The sequence below is a fragment of the Leclercia sp. TB492 genome (assembly GCF_049974505.2).
Classification (GTDB): Bacteria; Pseudomonadota; Gammaproteobacteria; order Enterobacterales; family Enterobacteriaceae; genus Enterobacter; species Enterobacter adecarboxylatus_C.
The window spans coordinates 2,973,178-2,990,117 of record NZ_CM127572.1; the positions used below are offsets into that span (position 1 = coordinate 2,973,178).

The 16,940-nt window shown below is 55.5% G+C and carries 13 protein-coding genes and 4 tRNA genes; 6 read left to right on the forward strand and 11 right to left on the reverse strand.

Translation table 11 applies throughout. The features are described 5' to 3' along the window. Window positions 1–43: 43 nt before the first annotated feature. A tRNA-Ser gene (locus ACP4QI_RS14145) sits at window positions 44–133 on the reverse strand. 93 nt (window positions 134–226) lie between these two features. Here ACP4QI_RS14145 and mtfA point away from each other — a divergent pair. Together mtfA and ACP4QI_RS14155 are read left to right on the forward strand one after the other, a co-directional pair. Beyond that, on the forward strand, window positions 227–1,024 hold the full coding sequence (gene mtfA, locus ACP4QI_RS14150) for a DgsA anti-repressor MtfA (RefSeq protein WP_156264165.1): 798 nt from the start codon (window positions 227–229) through the stop codon (window positions 1,022–1,024). Window positions 1,025–1,124: 100 nt separating this feature from the next. After that, window positions 1,125–1,200, forward strand: a tRNA-Asn gene (locus ACP4QI_RS14155). Window positions 1,201–1,269: 69 nt separating this feature from the next. Here the strand turns inward: ACP4QI_RS14155 and ACP4QI_RS14160 are convergent. The 4 genes from ACP4QI_RS14160 to nac form a co-directional block, all read right to left on the reverse strand. Further along, entirely contained in the window at window positions 1,270–1,602 is a 333-nt protein-coding gene (locus ACP4QI_RS14160; RefSeq protein WP_426495289.1) for a type II toxin-antitoxin system PemK/MazF family toxin, read from the reverse strand. Next, window positions 1,603–1,860, reverse strand: coding sequence for an AbrB/MazE/SpoVT family DNA-binding domain-containing protein (locus ACP4QI_RS14165; RefSeq protein ID WP_285111221.1), 258 nt, complete (start codon window positions 1,858–1,860; stop codon window positions 1,603–1,605). A gap of 133 nt (window positions 1,861–1,993) precedes the next feature. Continuing rightward, window positions 1,994–2,944, reverse strand: coding sequence for an HTH-type transcriptional regulator Cbl (cbl, locus tag ACP4QI_RS14170; protein WP_426495288.1), 951 nt, complete (start codon window positions 2,942–2,944; stop codon window positions 1,994–1,996). A 96-nt stretch (window positions 2,945–3,040) separates the two neighbouring features. After that, complete coding sequence (nac, locus tag ACP4QI_RS14175) at window positions 3,041–3,958, reverse strand: nitrogen assimilation transcriptional regulator NAC (protein ID WP_142486333.1); 918 nt, start codon at window positions 3,956–3,958, stop codon at window positions 3,041–3,043. A 319-nt stretch (window positions 3,959–4,277) separates the two neighbouring features. Here nac and ACP4QI_RS14180 point away from each other — a divergent pair. Continuing rightward, a tRNA-Asn gene (locus tag ACP4QI_RS14180) sits at window positions 4,278–4,353 on the forward strand. Window positions 4,354–4,453: 100 nt separating this feature from the next. On the opposite strand, the gene ACP4QI_RS14185 is transcribed toward ACP4QI_RS14180, so the two are convergent. The 5 genes from ACP4QI_RS14185 to ldtA form a co-directional block, all read right to left on the reverse strand. Beyond that, window positions 4,454–6,289, reverse strand: coding sequence for a patatin-like phospholipase family protein (locus tag ACP4QI_RS14185; protein WP_426495287.1), 1,836 nt, complete (start codon window positions 6,287–6,289; stop codon window positions 4,454–4,456). Between the two features lie 13 nt (window positions 6,290–6,302). Beyond that, the gene (locus tag ACP4QI_RS14190) at window positions 6,303–7,079 is read right to left on the reverse strand and encodes a hypothetical protein (RefSeq protein ID WP_426495286.1); all 777 of its coding nucleotides are present in this window, start codon (window positions 7,077–7,079) and stop codon (window positions 6,303–6,305) included. A 5-nt stretch (window positions 7,080–7,084) separates the two neighbouring features. Beyond that, on the reverse strand, window positions 7,085–8,626 hold the full coding sequence (locus ACP4QI_RS14195; protein ID WP_426495285.1) for a hypothetical protein: 1,542 nt from the start codon (window positions 8,624–8,626) through the stop codon (window positions 7,085–7,087). Next, a complete protein-coding gene (locus ACP4QI_RS14200; RefSeq protein WP_426495284.1) occupies window positions 8,623–10,671 on the reverse strand; it encodes a hypothetical protein in 2,049 nt (682 codons plus the stop codon). The genes ACP4QI_RS14195 and ACP4QI_RS14200 overlap by 4 nt, the downstream gene beginning before the upstream one ends. A gap of 285 nt (window positions 10,672–10,956) precedes the next feature. After that, window positions 10,957–11,898: a L,D-transpeptidase gene (gene ldtA / locus ACP4QI_RS14205; protein WP_156264170.1), complete on the reverse strand. Its 942-nt coding sequence runs from the start codon at window positions 11,896–11,898 to the stop codon at window positions 10,957–10,959. Window positions 11,899–12,132: 234 nt separating this feature from the next. Between ldtA and shiA the strand changes: the two genes are divergently transcribed. The 3 genes from shiA (at window position 12,133) to ACP4QI_RS14220 (ending at window position 16,753) form a co-directional block, all read left to right on the forward strand. Beyond that, the gene (shiA, locus tag ACP4QI_RS14210) at window positions 12,133–13,443 is read left to right on the forward strand and encodes a shikimate transporter (protein ID WP_285128064.1); all 1,311 of its coding nucleotides are present in this window, start codon (window positions 12,133–12,135) and stop codon (window positions 13,441–13,443) included. Between the two features lie 70 nt (window positions 13,444–13,513). Next, on the forward strand, window positions 13,514–14,968 hold the full coding sequence (locus ACP4QI_RS14215; protein ID WP_156264171.1) for an AMP nucleosidase: 1,455 nt from the start codon (window positions 13,514–13,516) through the stop codon (window positions 14,966–14,968). Between the two features lie 18 nt (window positions 14,969–14,986). After that, window positions 14,987–16,753: an aminopeptidase P family protein gene (locus tag ACP4QI_RS14220; protein WP_426495283.1), complete on the forward strand. Its 1,767-nt coding sequence runs from the start codon at window positions 14,987–14,989 to the stop codon at window positions 16,751–16,753. Window positions 16,754–16,841: 88 nt separating this feature from the next. Here ACP4QI_RS14220 and ACP4QI_RS14225 read toward each other — a convergent pair. Then, a tRNA-Asn gene (locus tag ACP4QI_RS14225) sits at window positions 16,842–16,917 on the reverse strand. Between the last annotated feature and the right edge of the window lie 23 nt (window positions 16,918–16,940).

Here is a 16,940-nt window from a genome sequence, read left to right on the forward strand (position 1 = left end):
TCTGACGAGAAAGCTAGCAGGAAGACTGACTGAAGAGATGAAGTGGCGGAGAGAGGGGGATTTGAACCCCCGGTAGAGTTGCCCCTACTCTGGTTTTCGAGACCAGTCCGTTCAGCCGCTCCGGCATCTCTCCGTTTTGATGGTTGCCATCATGCCGGGTAATTTGGCATTTTAACAGACCATAACCGGTCAATTTTGTTCAAGTGACGAGTTTGCGAGCAAAGCGATGATTAAGTGGCCCTGGAAATCGAATGAATCCGCCCGAAGCGCGGCGCTGCCGTGGGAAGAGGCGCTGGCGATCCCCGTCCTGTCCACTTTATCGGATGAGGATAAATCGCGTCTGGTGCAGCTTGCCGTGCGATTCCTACAGCAAAAACGCCTGGTCCCGCTGCAGGGTTTTGAACTCGACGATCGCAAGAGCACCCGCATTGCCCTGCTCTTCTGCCTGCCGGTTCTGGAACTGGGTATCGAATGGCTGGACGGTTTCCATGAAGTGCTGATCTACCCGGCGCCGTTTGTGGTGGACGACGAATGGGAGGACGACATTGGGCTGGTGCACAGTCAGCGAATGGTGCAGTCCGGTCAAAGCTGGCAACAGGGACCGATCATTCTTAACTGGCTGGACATTCAGGACTCGTTCGACGCCTCCGGTTTTAACCTCATCATTCATGAAGTGGCGCATAAACTGGACACCCGCAACGGCGATCGCGCCAGCGGCGTGCCGTTTATCCCCCTGCGTGAAGTGGCGGGCTGGGAACACGATTTGCACGCTGCGATGAACAACATCCAGGATGAGATCGATCTGGTGGGCGAAAGCGCTGCCAGCATTGATGCCTATGCTGCCACCGATCCTGCTGAGTGCTTTGCGGTGTTATCAGAATATTTCTTCAGCGCACCCGAGCTTTTCGCCCCCCGCTTCCCGGCGCTTTGGCAGCGTTTTTGTCAGTTTTACCAGCAGGACCCGCTGCAGCGGTTACGTGAAAATGACGGCCAGGGCGATGATCCTGCCACGCAAGTACACTAAATCAGCACTCTGAAGCTTAATTAATCAATTGAATCAGCGCGTTGAATTTAGTGTTGACACAAACTAGCGGGGCCATTAACATGCGCCTCGTTCACACGATTCCTCTGTAGTTCAGTCGGTAGAACGGCGGACTGTTAATCCGTATGTCACTGGTTCGAGTCCAGTCAGAGGAGCCATATTTAAGAAGCCCGCTCAAGGAAACTTAAGCGGGCTTTTTGCTATTCTGGATATTTCTAAGCACGACATCAGGTTAACAAAGCACCCAACTTCGCAAGTACCTCATTCATTACGCTATCCGGCACACGCTCCAACTTTATGCCATGCCGTGCTCCCATATCTATGGTACGAGGCTGATCGCAGCGAATCACGCCCCTGGTTTTTGAGCCCGCTTCATCCAGGGATACGGCAAAACCCGCAGTACGGGCAAACTTGCCGCCAGTGGTGACAGGAACCACAACAGGCAGGCGGGTGAGATGATTGAACGCAGCCTTCGATACGATAAGCACCGGACGTTTTCCGCTTCGCTCATGCCCGGCAATAGGATCAAGTGAAACGAGCCAGATTTCCCCTCTATCCATTTACAGGATCTCCTTGCCTGCAGCTGGCGCATCAACCCATTCTCGATCTTCTTCACTGAGTTCGGCCTGCGGATCGCACTGCGCCAGCAGTTCAGCAAGTGAATAATGCGGGCGTTTTTGCGGTTCAACTATCAGGCAGCCGTTGTCGATAGTGACGCCGACCTCGCTGTCTGGTTGCAGGTCGAGCGTTTTCAAAATCGCTGGAGGGACTGCCAGCATGACAGAGCCGCCCACTTTTTTCAGACGTGTTATGTACATAGAACTCCTCCAGATATTATATTTAAATATAACATTGGAATTTAATGATGTACATTTTCCAGGCAGAATCAGGTTTTACAAGAAATGCGAAGACGCTTCAGAGAAAAAACCCCGCGATGCGGGGTTGGTTGGCCTAAATCTGGTAGTCAATCGCCACTTCTTCCGGCTCCATGACCTGGCGTTTGATCTCATCCACCGAGAGCCCGGCGTTGCACAGTTCGATAAAGCGCCAGACATAGTTGCGCTGCAGCTGGCCGCGCTTAAGCCCGAGCCAGACGGTGTTGGCATCAAACAGATGACGGGTATCAAGGCGCACCAGGCTCCCCTGTTCGCGCTCGCCGCCGGACTGTTCCGCCACCAGCCCAATCCCCAGTCCCAGCTCGACGTAGGTGCGGATCACGTCGGAATCCTGCGCGCTGAGCACCACATCCGGCGTCAGGCCTTTACGGTTAAAGGCCTCATCAATACGGGAACGCCCGGTAATGCCCTGACGATAGGTAATGAGCGGCCATTTGGCGATAGCCTCCAGCGTCAGCGGGGAGACCTGGGTCAGCGGATGTTCGACCGGCAGCAACAGGCTGTGATGCCAGCGGAACCACGGGAACGCGGCCAGCAGCGGGTCGTTGCTTAAGCGCTCACTGGCGATGCCGATATCCGCCCCGCCGTTTTGCAGCAGGACTTCAATCTCCTGGGGCGTACCCTGGATCAGCTCCAGACGCACGTCCGGGAACAGCTCGCGGAACGCCTTGATCACCGGCGGCAGGCTGTAGCGGGCCTGAGTGTGAGTGGTGGCGATGGTCAATACACCGGAGGCATCATTGGTAAAGAGATCGGCCAGCCGACGCACGTTGCTGGCTTCATTGAGAATGCGTTCGGCAATGGTCAACAGCGCCTTGCCGGGCTCGGTCATCCCCAGCAGGCGCTTGCCACGACGAATGAAGATCTCAATGCCCAGCTCTTCCTCCAGCTCGCGGATATGACGGCTGACGCCCGACTGGGAGGTATAGAGCATGTTGGCGACCTCGGTCAGGTTGTAATCCCGACGGGCCGCCTCACGAATAATTTTAAGTTGCTGGAAATTCACGGTTCACTCCGGCGCATCTGACATAACGCTATTGTTAGAGTGTGCTCGTCGTGAGAACAAATAATAAAAACCCGCAACTTATACCTTTATGGAATATCAGCTGACCAGTTGTAGCTCACGGTTCTCCAGCGATGGACGACTTACCAGCGACATCAGGATCTCTTTTACCGCCTGCGCCTGCGGTGACAGCGCGCCGCGTGCAGAGACGTTCAGCGACAGCGGCAGGCTCATCGACGGCGAGGAGATCCTTGCCATCCAGCCGTTTGCGGCGCTGGAGAGCGATCGGGCTGCCGATTCAGGCAGGACAGTCACGCCCATCCCGCTGGCGATAGCGGCGGTCAGCGTGGAGATAGAGTCAATCTCACCAATGATTTTGGCCGTCAGACGGCGCAGGGAGAAAGCTTCATCGACGCGTAACCGCACGGCGCTGTAATCGCGAGGCAGAAACAGATTCATCTCGGCCACCGCGGTCAAATCCACGCTCTGCCCCGGGCAGTCGCGCGTTCCCACCAGGAAGAGATCTTCCTTCAGCAGCGGCTGGCTGGTGATCCCCGCCACGGGCGAGCGATCGTAGAGCACCGCCATATCCAGTTGCCCACCGAGCAATTTATCGTTCAGCGCCGAACCGCTGTTTTCGTGCAGATAGACCAGCACCTCCGGCAGCTCCGCGCGCACCGCCTGCAGCAGCGGCATGGTGACTGACGAGGCTGCCGTGCCCGGTGCCAGTCCGATCGACACCTGCCCGCTCAGCGTCTGCCCGACATTACCCACCGCCAGCTGCGCCTGTTCGCACTGGCGCAGAATGGTACGTGCGTGGGTGTAGAGGATCTTGCCCGCTTCGGTAGGAGTCACGCCGCGTTTCGTGCGGATCAACAGCTGCTGATCCAGCTCACCTTCCAGAGTGGCCACCTGCTGGCTCAGTGCCGGCTGTGCGATATGCAACACCTCAGCGGCCTGGGTCAGGCTGCCGATATCGACGATTTTTACGAAGTATTTCAGTCGTCTTAAGTTCATTTTGCCCCCTGTACGAAATGCGTTGCCGGTTCCGGCGCGAATGTACTGAGGGTTTTGCAAGATGCTTGCCAGTTTTGCGAAGAGGTCCGATATGTGCGCTAAGCGGCGGAAAATAAGGAAATCTAATCACTGCCGTCGGTTTCAAACATGAAACAACGGTTTATGATCTGCCCCATTCGGGGTATAGGCGCACCAAAAACGTGCAATTCGTTGCTGAAACCGCCACCTTGCTGATTTTGTCAGCAAACGATCCACCCAGGCGGGATCACCCTTTGACAAGTGCAGGTGACGCCGCTAATATTCGCCCCGTTCACACGATTCCTCTGTAGTTCAGTCGGTAGAACGGCGGACTGTTAATCCGTATGTCACTGGTTCGAGTCCAGTCAGAGGAGCCATATTTAAGAAGCCCGCTTAAGGAAACTTAAGCGGGCTTTTTGCTTTTACATTACGCGTTTACCCATCCTTTAATCTTGTCCCCTGATTGTGATGCAAGAGTCAGACACCGCTCTTTGGATAGGGAAAGGCCGCAGGTTCAGGCAATTCGGGATCAACATAAGTGCGTAATGCAGCATCGGTGATGGCGTAGCCCCAATTAATTAACCTCTCCTGCAGTTCATCATCCAGTTTCTTTAAACGCGTCGCGATAGTAGCCAGCTCCTGAATACGTTCCGGCGTACAATGCAGGTTCAGCGCTCGCCTGGCATAATGATCATATTCCGCACCGATCCCCCAGTAAGCCCCTTTGCGTTTTGCGGGATCGTCAGGCAGGGCCTGATAGCTTGCAATGAGCGTGCGTTTTCGCAAGCTACGTACCTGATTATCAATGATATCAAGAATACGATAAGCATGACGTGCCCAGTCTTTTTTAGGCTCTTCCTCCGGTTTTATTTTGGCCCCCGCATCACTGACCAGTACCGTCTCGTAACGTTTCCAGACCGTCTCCAGGCCCAGGTTGTCATAAACGCCGCCATCTGCCAGTACGACATCAGATGTATAGGGGAACCGCTGCAAATCATCGCCCGAACCGGATTTAAAGGAGGCTGGAGAAAGTCCAATAGTAAGCGGTGATAACACAGGCGGAAATGCGGAGGAAGCGGCAACTGCGCTGGCTAGCGAGAATTCAGGATTCTCAATACGGCCAACCCGATAGTCTCCCATATAGGGCCTGGAAAAACGCCACAGTATGCCGGATTGCACATTCGTTGCATTAATAATAAAACGCGGCGTAACGGGCAGGTTCTGCAATGTTGCACCATGAAACAGGTACTTGTCGTACGCAGCAGCGATTTGCTCGCCAATGGTACCAGGCAGCAGCAGTCCCGTCAGGATTGCTTCAGCATCGAGGGTCCGTCGGGCAAGATCTCTTATCGGAATAATTATTCGGGCTTCGAATGACGCTCGTTCGCCATCAAACGGGAGATGCCTCCAGGCCAGCGCCAGAACTGCACTGGTGATTGATCCCCCTGAAACGCTAGAAATACGTTGCAGGGAGTAAAGATGACCCGTTTCATAAAGCCGAAGCAAACTTCCCGCATGAAAAAGCATGGCCCGGTAGCCACCACCTGACAGGCACAGACCGCCGCCGGGTTGTATTAAAAGCGGCACCTGTTCCGGCTGTTTGTGCACGGCAGCATTAACGGGTTCGACAGTGTCCGTATTCGCATCGCCAACGTCCGCATGATCGTCCATGATCGCGAACGCTGCGTCGCCGTCCATCGCGATCGGTTGCTGCTCCAGAGCGAGTACGGCGGGATCCTGCGCATTGATGAGTTTCCCGGCAGCGTCAAATCTTGCGGCCATCAGATAAGCGGCTTCAGTCTTCGTATAGGCAGGATCCCAGTGCGTATTTTCAGGCACATGGCAATGACCAAAATGCCCGCCTTTTGCCCATGCCTCGGTGCTACGCACATGTCCCCCCGGATCTTTGCCATTCCGGGCTGGTTTGGGGAGGCCAGCAGGCCAAACTAAAGGAATATGATGCGTTTCTTCGAGCCAACGGCACAGACGAGCAAGATTCTTCATCGTCGCCTTGTTCTTTGTCTTCCCGGCAAAACCTACAACTTCAATCTGTAATGCACGATCCCGGTTGGTCTCTACCCCACCGGCCGCATTTCGTAATGAGCGCGCCGCCACGTCAGTATCAATGTGCTGATAGATTTTGTTGGCATCAACGGTGAAGTGCGGATCGGATCGATGAGCCTTAAACGCAGCAAATGCACCTTCAGCGCTTCCGCCTTCTGTCGTGTGATGAACAATTTTGAATATACCTCCCGTATATTTTCCACTGCTACCGGTGATGGTATGCTGTTCAGCAAATGGGCAAATTGCCATGATCTTTCTCCTCTCAAAGAGTGCCAAGTTCAACATTAGCTATATACGCGCTGCGATATGCTCCCAATTTCGCTTTCAGTTGTGATTGCAGCGTTTTCATTGCGTAAGCATCAATAGAAAGCACGCCTGTGCGTTGGCGCAATGAGGCCTGACCTTTTTGCAGTTTAAAAAACAGAACCTGCGTCAAGGTATTATTCGCTCGAAGAGAAAAAGCCATTGCACTTGCTGTGAGACCTTGATTCGGCCTGGAATATATACAGGTGAACTGGAAACGGCCAATATTGTCATGTCGACTTTGTTGATTAAAAAGGGTGATGAATGGCGCATGGTTGGTCATGCTACGCAATCCATTCAATACAGCGAGAACAGCTTCTACTGCTCCGGCTACAGGGCTTAAAAAAGAAGTAATCACGCCAATTATCGCCTGATGAACGTCGAGCGTATCTCCCTCATAATGAAGCTCCATACTTTCTTTTTCCTCAATAACCCAGCCAAGTACCGCCAGATTGGTGAAATAGGCATCAAAGAACTTCAGCGGATCAGGATCCGCGTTAACGCTTTTCGCCGCGGCGAGCTGTGCAAAAAGGGACGAGTCTGTAATGGCCTGCCGCAATTCCGCCTCTACCCCAGCCATGAAAGAAACAACATTTGAGCCGACAACCAGCGACTGTTTGCTGGATGTTTTTAAATCCGGCATTCCCATTCCTTTATCAATACCGAACAGCTCGGGTTTTGAGGGTAAAGAGGCATTCACAATAAAACGCTGTGCATACTCTTGATCGAAGACCATGATGTCTACTCCGTTGCGTTATACACGGTGTACTCAAGGTAGAGTTCGCAGGAACTCAGCCGATTATCGAAATGCGGGTAAAGCGTATCTGTTGGGTCATCGTTACGAAAAACTCGCCCTTTCGTTGCTGCCAGAAGAGCATCATTTAACCGCGCGTCTGGCATATGCCATCCCTTAACACCCTGTTGCTTGCCAAAAGCCTCATCCGTAGAGATTGCCGCGACCAGATCGGGGTGAGTCATCAGGCCAAGGCCTCTCTCCTTGATCGTGGCGTTATCGCTGCCATGATGCGAAACCTTGTAAAATCGCACGCGGCCAAGAATGTCAGCCGCAGTAAGCTCCTGATGTCCATATAGGTATGATTGGTCGTGCCACGATAACCAGTTACCTACCTGAGCATCCCCCGGGAAAAGCATAAACGTTCCGTCAGGAAGCTCAAAAGCCAGGACAAGGCTGGTATTATTGGTATCAGCGTCGAGCTTGAGGGCCAGTTGACCCGCTGCGCCCATCCAGTCCGAATCAATCGTTCGGCGCGACAGATCGCATCCGTCTTCGGATGTCTGAGCGAAATAGTGTTCTTTGAACCAGAGAAAGGTACTCCAGTCGCTGCCTGCAGATGCCTCATTCGACGCATGCACCTGCTCAACATGGAAACAATTGAAACGTTTGGCGAAAGGCTGGTCGTTATCCGGATCGAGAGGCGTATTGTCAACAATTCGGAACAGCCTTTCCTCTAACGCCTGATTATCGAAATAGGTCTCTTTTGCTGTACCTGACGGCTTGTCCTTTTTCAGTCGAGAAATATTACGTGGTGGCCCCAGCACATAGGTTTTCATTCCTCCCGGTGCGGTAACCACCTGACCGGGCGACAGGAATGCCTTACTTACCGCCTCGGTTTTTAATTTAGCGATAATCTCCCGGCTTTGAAGGCGTCGTGGTGCGGTAGTTCTGGCGGCCAGCCCGTTATCCGCCCTTTCTTGCTCAACCGGTTCTACCAAAGGACCTAAAAAGGCATCAAGCCCGGAAAGCGCAATCTGCCTGTCAGCCGCCAGTGGTGAGGGATTCAGACCCTCCGCAACCTTTTGGATCATTTCAGAAAGAGCGGCTAATGAAAGTGTGCGTCGGTCCCGCTCCTGACGTAACTGATTGGCTAAGGCATCATTATCATCCTCGGTCCAGGCCATCCAGAGTTGCTGGATCGCCAGACCGCTAAAAATAATATCCTGCGCCTGTGAAAAGCCTGAGAGATGATCCCAGTGTTCATGGGTTATCACTAACAGATCCAAAGTCCCTTTTTGGGTTATCTTGCCCTCATCATCGAATTTTCCCCCGGTCATAATGACGATATCAGTCGCGATTTTCCGCATTCGCTCATGGGCTTGTGTCGTGCCCATCAGAACGCCAAAATCGATCAATATATGCGCAGGGGGATTACGTTCGTTCGCCACCCTAATGAGAAAGCAATCGCCCAGATAACCGCGATAATCACTACCCTCACCGCCTAATGCGCGGTACATGCGAACCGTTATTGTTGGTTGCGTCATCATAGCCCCCTGTGCAGGAAGGCGAATGGCTCGCAGTTCGCATGTGAATATAACCCTGGTGCCAGCCCCAGGGTTTGCCCCGTCCTGAATGCCCGCTGAACCGCTAACCTTTTGTTGTCGCAAACATTCTTTCTAATGATGCGGATTAATTTTCCATCTCGCAGGTCGATGTGGATCGTCGCACCGCCGCGGAACCAGAAATCAGGATCCCGAGTTAAAAGTGCGATATTCCCCGCATCCGCTTTCTCCTGATCGGCCGGATCATCAAATCCACGCCGTTTCTGGGTGATCTGTATGATAAGTTGATGCGTCTCTTGACCTTCCGGCCCAACACGACGCGCAATACGTGCAGAATGAACCTCGAAAGTGGGGACGTTAGAAAATTCACCATTCTGTGTTGCTCTCCCCGTCCACAGGGTAGCAACAAGGGGGACGGGCGACTTACGTATAGGATTATCGAAAGCAATGAGCCGCATACCCAACAGCTTTTCCCATCCTTCGTCAAACGGGCTATCCTGCTCGAACCAGGCGTGAATGCGTGCCTGATTGCGCTGGATTGATAACATTGCGGCTTCCCGGAGATTACGTCTCCCGCCGCCCGTCGCTCCCGGCTCCCCTGGCTTGATCGAACCTGATAATTCGAGTGTATTCAGCAGCCCGGAGAAAACATTACTCAACCCCTCTTCAGGGCTACGACCCCTGGAACCAAATTCGGGAGCTTCCGTAAGATCAGGTTCATCCCATAACAGACTCTCAGGTGCCATCGAAATGCAGCCAGGCACAGTTATGCCTCGTTTTTTAAAGGCTTCAACGAAAGCAATGCGATAGCGCATTGGATCATGCGCCACCAGATCGGTATCAGCCGTAATAATTGCGCGTAAATATTCGCCAAAATGTAAATCGACGGGCGGAATATAGTCCAGGGCTCGCACACACATACGTAGCACTTGATCCGCAGCTTTTGCTGCTTCAATGGCAAGGCGATTAACCAATTCCGTTGGGAGATAATCCTGGTTTGAGGCGGCCCCAGAGAACGCCAGGCGAAAAAGGTCGGCGGTCCTTTGCTCATAAATCGTGACGAAGGCATCGAAGATAGCAGCAACGAGAAACCCGCCCCGCTCATGCGACTCAAAGGTTTCAGACAATTTTTTGGGCGGGCTGAGAGCGTTATGCTCTCCTCCTTCAGGAGCTGTCGCAGAGGTACTCAAGTATTGCAGCGCATAACGTAAAGCACCGTGGCAACCCGTTGCATGACCGAACTGAAGCGCAAGTCCGTTTAATAATCCAGGTTCACGCAGCGAACCTTTATTCTGCGCCAACTGGTGCCGGACGACGTTTGTCATGCTGAAATGCTGTAGTAATGCGATGATATCTGCGAAGGCTTCATGAAAAGCCAGAGAGTCCAGATTGGAGGCTTCAATCGAACGCTGTTGCATGCCATGGAGAATGGCATGTGTGGTCTCATGGGCAATGATATCCTGCGAAAGGCAGGTAAAAACCCAGGAGCAGAAGGCGACATCGCCTTCCGGGTGCTTAAAGTATCCAAATAATAAAGCCCGCTTAGTGGGGCTGTAATAGGCATTCATTTCACGCAGAGCATGGGGATAAATACGTAGCCGTCGCGTAAAATTACGTTCCGGTGAGGATTTCGGTGCGTTACGATCGCCCGCCCACAAAACAAGGCGTCCTAGCGCACGCTCGAAATTACGTATAGTTCGCATTGCAACGGCGAATACCATCTGCTGATGGTACTGCGGGTTGCCTTCGGAAGGGGGTAATCCATCCTGTGCCAGCAAAAAAGGATCATTGAGATCGGTTGGAGTGTAAAAGAGTCCTGAGCTGGGATCGTAATCAATTACTTCAAGATAATCATTGATGGGGCCGGTTTCTAACTGATCCTCCCAACGGGTTTCCCAGGGAAGCTCAATAACCGTATTGTTAATAACCGCGGTTTTAAGCTCCACGGAAGATTGTGGATCGAAAGCATAAACATTGAGTCGCCGCACAGGGGGTTTTGGCAGCGGGGAGATCGGCTGGTAACTTTTCATCGTATCTCTTCTCACTGATGTGGTAGAGGAATACTTGCGATGCCGTCAGTTCCAACAGCTGACAAACAACCTGCAATATCTCAACGCTAAAAATGACGTAATGAGAGTGGCCCACCGATTTAAGGTGAGAAAGAGGAGCCAACGGTAATTCTGAATAATAGATATCCGTCAACTATACGCCGTAATCAATATGTATGAATTCTTAATCGTGCCTGGAAATAGGCAATCGTGGGTACAAGCGCGGCATGAGTCGCCTGAATTCAGGCGACGACTCAGCGAGTACTCCTATAGCAGTGGCGCACTCCGGGCACCCCAACTGATATTCACCGGCATTCCCGACCGGCGCTCCAGCGCCTCGCTAACGCGCACGGCGTCCACATCCCCACCGTTAATCTGCGCGCGTAATCCTGGCGTCATCGGCAGCGGCACTTTATTCGTCGATTCAAACTCTGCACGATTACGCGACAGCGGTTCGTGGACTTCCACCCAGCGACTGCCATCCGGCTCGGTGGTGACTTTCACCGGCTGATCGATCAGCTGGACACGGGTTCCGACCGGGACATTATCGAACAGATACTTAATATCGTCGTTCCGCAGACGAATACAGCCCTGGCTGACGCGCAGCCCGATGCCAAAGTTCGCATTGGTGCCATGAATGGCATACAGCCTGCCGATATAGAGAGCATACAGCCCCATCGGGTTGTCCGGGCCCGCGGGAACAAATGCGGGCAGGGTCTTGCCCTCTTTGGCGTAGGCGCGACGGGTGTTTGGCGTTGGCGACCAGGTTGGCCCGTCCTGCTTACGCTCGACGGCAGTGACCCAGTTACGCGGCGTTTCCCGTCCGGCCTCGCCTATGCCGATAGGGAAGATTTCAACGGTATTGCCCTCTTTGGGGTAGTAGTACAGGCGCATTTCCGCCACGTTCACCACAATCCCCTCCCGCACGGTCGGCGGTAAGATGATCTGCTGTGGGACGATCAGCTGCGAGCCTGATTTAGGTAAAAACGGATCGGCTCCCGGGTTGGCCTCCAGCATATTGCTCAGCCCCTGCCCGTACTGCGCCGCAAAGGCTTCGAGCGGCAACCTGTTGTCAGCCGGAACGGTGATCGTTTGTGGGCTTCCCACCAGACGACTGCCTTCAGGCGGCAACGGGTAGCTCACCGCCAGCGCGCTCTGACTGACCAGTAATGCTGCAAAACAGCCCAAAATAGTACTACGACGCATCATTCCCTTCCTCTGTCGCTCCACGTATCAGACAAGCATAGCCTTGTTGCTGCGTTTATCGCCAGATAACAAATCATCATGTTGATAAATATCACCCGTTTAGCTCACTCGGGGATAAAAACGTTTTCACCTGCCCGCTGTCGGGGTAGTCTCATACCCGTCGCTATTTTCAGGCGACCGCATTGTGAGTGATCTTCTTCCTATACCAATAAAAAAATAACGTCAGACAGGACCACTATGGACACCACCCTCGCATCCTCGTCCCCCGACGGGGCAACACCATCGCTAAATCGTGCGCGCCGCGCGGCCCTCGGCAGTTTTGCCGGTGCGGTAGTCGACTGGTACGATTTTCTGCTGTACGGCATTACCGCCGCGCTGGTCTTTAACCGCGAATTTTTCCCGCAGATTAGCCCGGCAATGGGTACGCTCGCTGCCTTTGCCACCTTTGGCGTCGGCTTTCTGTTCCGCCCGCTCGGCGGGGTGATCTTTGGCCATTTTGGCGACAAGCTGGGGCGCAAACGGATGCTGATGCTGACGGTGTGGATGATGGGCATCGCCACCGCGCTGATTGGTATCCTGCCCTCCTTTGCTACGATTGGCTGGTGGGCACCGGTTCTGCTGGTCACCCTGCGCGCCGTTCAGGGCTTCGCCGTCGGCGGCGAATGGGGCGGCGCAGCGCTGCTGTCGGTGGAAAGCGCCCCGGCACGAAAAAAAGCGTTCTACAGCAGCGGCGTGCAGGTGGGATATGGCGTTGGCCTGCTGCTCTCCACCGGGCTGGTGTCGCTGATCAGCACGCTCACCACCGACGAGCAGTTCCTGAGCTGGGGCTGGCGGATCCCGTTCCTGTTCAGCATCGTGCTGGTGCTGGGTGCTTTATGGGTGCGTAAGGGGATGGACGAGTCCGCCGAATTCGAGCAGCAGCGTCAGCAGCCCGCTGAGAAGCGCCGCCTGCCGGTGATGGATGCGTTGATCCGCCATCCGGGCGCCTTTTTAAAAATCATCGCCCTGCGCCTGTGCGAGCTGCTGACCATGTACATCGTCACGGCCTTTGCCCTGAGCTACTCCACCCAGAATCTCGGCCTGCCCCGCGAGCTGTTCCTCAATATTGGTCTGCTGGTGGGCGGTATCAGCTGCCTGACCATCCCCTGTTTCGCCTGGCTGGCGGACCGCTTTGGCCGCCGCCGGGTCTATATCACCGGTGCGCTCACCGGCGCCCTGAGCACTTTCCCGTTCTTTATGGCGCTCGAAGCCCAGTCGGTAGTCTGGATTGTGGTATTCGCTATCCTGCTGGCGAATATCGCCCATGACATGGTGGTCTGCGTCCAGCAGCCGATGTTCACCGAGATGTTTGGCGCGAGCTACCGCTACAGCGGCGCGGGCGTTGGCTATCAGGTAGCGAGCGTGGTGGGTGGCGGGTTTACGCCATTTATCGCCGCCGCGCTGGTGACCTTCTCCGGCGGCGACTGGCACAGCGTGGCGATCTATCTGCTGGCCGGTTGTCTGCTCTCTGCCGCCACGGCCCTGCTGATGAAACAGGCTTCATCCTGATACTTTAGTTTCACATCCAGGTGACATACTATCGGTGAAAGCCGTACACCTGTGGAACAAGGAGACAGATATGAATAATAAGGGCTCCAGCCTGACCCCGGCTCAGGCACTGGAAACGCTGGATGCGCTGTACGACCAGGCGGTCAACGCCCTGCGCAGCGCCATCAGCGACTATATTAAAGACGGAACGCTCCCCGATGCAGAGGCCAGAATCAATGGCCTCTTTGTTTATCCATCGCTTTCAGTGACCTGGGATGGTAGCGCCACCAATACGCCAAAGACCCGCGCCTATGCGCGATTCACCCACGCGGGATGCTACTCCACCACCATTACCCGCCCGACGCTGTTTCGCCCGTATCTGGAAGAGCAGCTGACGCTGCTGTATCAGGATTACGGCGCCCATATCACCGTGGAGCCGTCGCGCCATGAGATCCCCTATCCGTATGTTATCGACGGCTCAGAGCTGACGCTGGACCGCTCCATGAGCGCGGGCCTGACGCGCCACTTCCCGACCACCGAGCTGTCGCAGATCGGGGATGAGACCGCCGACGGGATCTACCATCCGGCGGAGTTTTCCCCGCTTTCGCACTTTGACGCCCGCCGCGTCGATTTTTCCCTGGCGCGCCTGCGTCACTACACCGGCACCCCGGCGGAACATTTCCAGCCGTTCGTGCTGTTCACCAACTACACCCGCTATGTGGATGAGTTTGTGCGCTGGGGTTGCAGCCAGATCCTCGATCCTGACAGCCCGTACATCGCCCTCTCCTGCGCGGGTGGGATCTGGATCACCGCTGAAACCGAAGCCCCGGAGCAGGCCATCTCCGACCTGGCGTGGAAAAAGCATCAGATGCCGGCCTGGCACCTGGTGACCGCCGATGGTCAGGGCATTACCCTGATCAACATCGGCGTTGGCCCCTCGAACGCCAAAACCATCTGCGATCATCTCGCGGTGCTGCGCCCGGACGTCTGGCTGATGATTGGCCACTGCGGCGGGCTGCGTGAAAGCCAGCTGATTGGCGATTACGTGCTGGCCCACGCCTACCTGCGTGACGATCATGTCCTGGATGCGGTACTGCCGCCGGACATTCCGATCCCGAGCATTGCCGAAGTGCAGCGGGCGCTGTACGACGCCACCAAAGAGGTGAGCGGCATGCCGGGCGAAGAAGTTAAGCAGCGACTGCGCACCGGAACGGTGGTCACGACCGACGACCGGAACTGGGAGCTGCGCTACTCGGCCTCGGCGCTACGCTTTAACTTAAGCCGCGCGGTGGCTATCGACATGGAGAGCGCCACCATCGCCGCCCAGGGCTACCGCTTCCGTGTGCCTTACGGCACCCTGCTGTGCGTCTCTGATAAGCCGCTGCACGGTGAAATTAAACTCCCCGGCCAGGCGAACCGTTTTTACGAGGGGGCGATCTCTGAGCATCTGCAGATTGGCATTCGCGCCATCGACCTGCTGCGTGCCGAAGGCGATAAGTTGCACTCGCGCAAACTGCGCACCTTTAACGAGCCGCCGTTCCGCTAATCATAAAAAAGGAAAGTTATGCAAACCACATCCCCGCTCTCTGCCCTGCGCCAGTGGCTGGAAACCCAGGCGCTGGATGGCATTATCGTTCCGCGTACCGATGCCTTTCAGAGCGAATATTGCCACCCGCATGACGATGTTCTCGCCTGGCTGACCAGCTTTGACGGCTCGGCGGGCCACGCCCTGATCCTGCGCGATCGCGCCCTGCTGTTTGTCGACGGACGCTATCAGGTACAGGCCCGCGAACAGGTGGATCTGGCTGAGATTGAGATCCTGCATCTGCACAACGATCCGCTCGCGGAGTGGCTGGATCGACATGTTGAAGCAGGCTCCCGTATTGCCTTTGAAGCGCTGCTGATGACCAATGCCCAGTATGAGGCGCTGAACGCCAGCCATTGCGAATTGATTGCCCTGAATGATTCGCCGTTCGACTGCCTGTGGCAGGATCGCCCGGCCCCGCCCGTCGGCGCGATCCGCGAGATGCCGGTGGAAATCAGCGGCGAGAGCAGCGCTGACAAGCGCCAGCGCGTCGCCGCCATTCTCGCCGGGCAGAATGCTGATTATCTGGCCATCACCCAGCCGGACAACATTGCCTGGCTGCTGAACGTGCGCGGCAGCGATATTCCGACCAGTCCGGTGCCTAACTCGTTTGCCCTGCTGAGCCGCGAGGGCGCGGTGGAGTGGTTTGTCATCCCGGGGAAAACTCAGGGTCTGTCAGCATCGCTGCTGGAGAGCCTGGTGCTGGCTCCTGAAGCCGATTTTCTGCCGCGCAGCCAGCTGCTGTGTGCGGGGAAACGCGTAATGGTGGACGCCGATTCAGCGCCTGTGGCCCTGCGTTTTGCCGTCGAACCGCAGGGAGAGATCGTCTGGCACGCCGACCCGATCACCGCCATGAAAGCCCATAAAAACCCGACCGAGCTGGCGGGCTACCGCGACAGCCATCAGCAGGACGGCGTGGCGTGGGTCAACTTCCTGGCTTGGCTGGCGCACGAGGTGCCCCGCCGCGAGGCCGCGGGCAATCCCCTTACGGAGCTGGAAGCGCAGGCCCAGCAGCTGGCATTCCGCCAGCAGAGACCAGGCTTTATCGAGCAGAGTTTTGCCACCATTTCCGCCTCGGCCAGCAATGCGGCGATGTGTCATTACCACTCCAGCGAGCAGACCAATGCCGCCATTACCCGCGACCACTTTTATCTGAACGATTCCGGCGGCCAGTACCATAACGGCACCACCGATGCCACGCGAACGCTGGCCTTCGGTCCGCTGAGCGCCCAGTGTCGTCTGCACTACACCGCGGTGCTGAAAGGCTTTTTATCGCTCATCTCCCTGCAGTTCCCGTCCGGGACCTGCGGACATCAGATAGATGCCTTCGCACGGCGTGGGCTGTGGGAGCTGGGGCTCGATTTTGATCATGGCACCGGACACGGCGTAGGCCATCAGCTGCTGATCCATGAGAATCCACAGCGTATTGCTAAGAAGGTCAATCCGTGGCCGCTGGTGGCAGGCAATATCATCACCATCGAGCCGGGCTATTATCTGGCCGATGCGTATGGGATCCGCATTGAAAATCAGGTGGAGATTGTGGAGAGCCTGCCGGGCTTCTGCCGCTTCGCGTCCCTGACGCTGGCGCCGATTGACCTGAGCCAGGTGGAGCTGCATCTGCTGAGCGAAAAAGAGATCCAGTGGCTGGATGCGTATCACCAGCAGGTACGCGAGACGCTCTCGCCGCACGTTAACAGCGATGCGCTACCGTGGCTGGTTGCGGCGACGGCACCGGTACAGAGGTAGTCTGGCTGACGCCCTCACCCACCGGGTGAGGGCGAACCTTCAAAAGCAAAAAGCCCGCTTAAGTTTCCTTAAGCGGGCTTCTTAAATATGGCTCCTCTGACTGGACTCGAACCAGTGACATACGGATTAACAGTCCGCCGTTCTACCGACTGAACTACAGAGGAATCGTGTGAACGGGGCGAATATT